Source organism: Arthrobacter sp. P1_A5 (assembly GCF_056406825.1).
On the sequence record NZ_JBFTZL010000331.1, the window covers coordinates 1 to 1,756 of the forward strand.

The following is a 1,756-nucleotide window of genomic DNA, read 5'->3' on the forward strand; positions in this document are numbered from 1 at the left end:
GCCGGAATGGTGCATTGCGGGAAGGCGCAGCCCCGGTCCCGGGCCGTGATGGCCTTGCGGATGTGGGGCGGGAAGACGCGGGAGGCGCKGCCGATGTCCAGGACCTGGCCCTCGCCGCCGAGGACGACGGGGATGATGTCGGCGTCGCAGGCGATCTTGCGCACCGTGAACGCGGTGACGGGCYCGGTGAACAGCAGCGTCCCGGTGCCGTGTCTGGTTCCGGTGCCGTGCTGTGCGGTGTTGGCAGGGGCGCCTGCTTCGGCGGGAGTCGTCCCGAGCCGGGTGAGCAGGTCGCGGTAGTCAATGGTGGCCATGACCTGGGGCCGGAGCCCGCCCGCGGCGGGCAGCCCTCCGGTGGCGAGCGCCGCCTTGCAGGCACCGACCAGGCCGTCGAGCAGACGTTGGGGCCGGGAGCGGAGGTCCAGGGACGGCAGCGCGGCGTGCTGTTCGGCCGTGGCGGGCTCGTCAGACGGGCCGGGCTCGTCGGCCGCTTCGGACCCGTCACCCGGTCCGGCCTGCGCCGTGTGGCCGGTGGCGGTGCCTTCGCCGGTGTCGGGGCCGCTGCGGGGGTTGGTGGCGGTGTTCATCACTGTCACAAGGTGTTCGAACTGGTCCGCGGTCGCGAAGATTTCCAGGTGCTGCAGGCCGTGCCGGGGTTTGCGGAGGAAGGCGCCCTGGATCCGGCGGAGCAATTCCTCGGAAGGTTCGGCGCCGTCCTGGTCCAGCGCCTCGGCCCACCGGCGGGCGATCCGGGCCAGGAAGTCGGCGTCGTTTTCGATGGCCGTCACTGTCAGGGCATGTTCCATGGTTGCGGCGGCCTCGGGGAGGCAGCTGTGCCGGACCCGGTCCAGGGCGAGCGTGATGACGGTTGCGGCGCGGGACGCGACCTCGCCGGCCGCGACGGCAGCGGCGAGCTCCTTCCGGACCGGTGGCCCGGTATGGCCGCCGCTGCCGGCGCGGGGCAGCAGCTCGGCGGCCAGCGTCAGCCGGCGCTTTGCCTCGGCGGCGCTGATCCGCAGCCGCGCCCGCAAAAAATCCGTGGCGTTCCGGTAGCCGTCATCCGCAGCAGCGGACATCCCCATGTGCCCGGCCAAGTCACCGCGGGGGCCAGGTCCGGCCCCGGCAAGCGTCCCGCCGACAGGTACGCCGTGAGCCCCGGCGTCGGAAACGGCATCAGCTCCCCCGCCGGCCCCTGCATCCGTCCCGCCGTCGGATTCCTGTTTCCAGCCCGTGAGCCAGCCCGCCTGGGCCGCTTCCTCACCCCAGCCGTGTGCGGCCGGCGCGGTGAACACGGCTTGTTGGCGCGTCCGTTCTACCGCGGCCGCGGCAACGAGCTGGAAGTATTCGACCGTGCGGGACAGGTCCTCGACGTGGCCGGCAAAGTCCGCAGCCTCCCGCAAGCCAAACCAGGCGGCGTCGACATCCGCAGTCGGGCTCGAAGCCCGCAGCGCCGCCAGCGCCGTCTCCACCGCGGCGCCCAGAGCGCCGCCGGCTGCGTCAGCCGCGCCGGGAACGGCGGCCAGTCGGGGATGCCGGGAGGACACAGCCGGGCCGGCCCACGGGGCCCGGTCCGGGATGAACTCTCCAATGGCTTCCATAACTAAACTCTGCCAGAGGGGTACGACAGAAATAGCGGAAGCCATTCTTGCCGGCGCGCGACTCATAGTGAGAGTGACTCCCGGCAGCGCACCTCAGAGCATCTGGAGCGCATAGGGCACGTCCGGGCACGTAACACTGCGTACGACCCCCGCCCTCC

General features: G+C 72.2%; 1 protein-coding gene. It reads right to left on the reverse strand.

Annotation, left to right across the window (positions count from 1 at the left end):
- Window positions 1-1,598, reverse strand: a 1,598-nt coding sequence (locus AC1D1S_RS20995; RefSeq protein WP_476995431.1) for a DUF222 domain-containing protein, incomplete at its 3' end; no start/stop codon positions are given.
- Window positions 1,599-1,756: the final 158 nt, after the last annotated feature.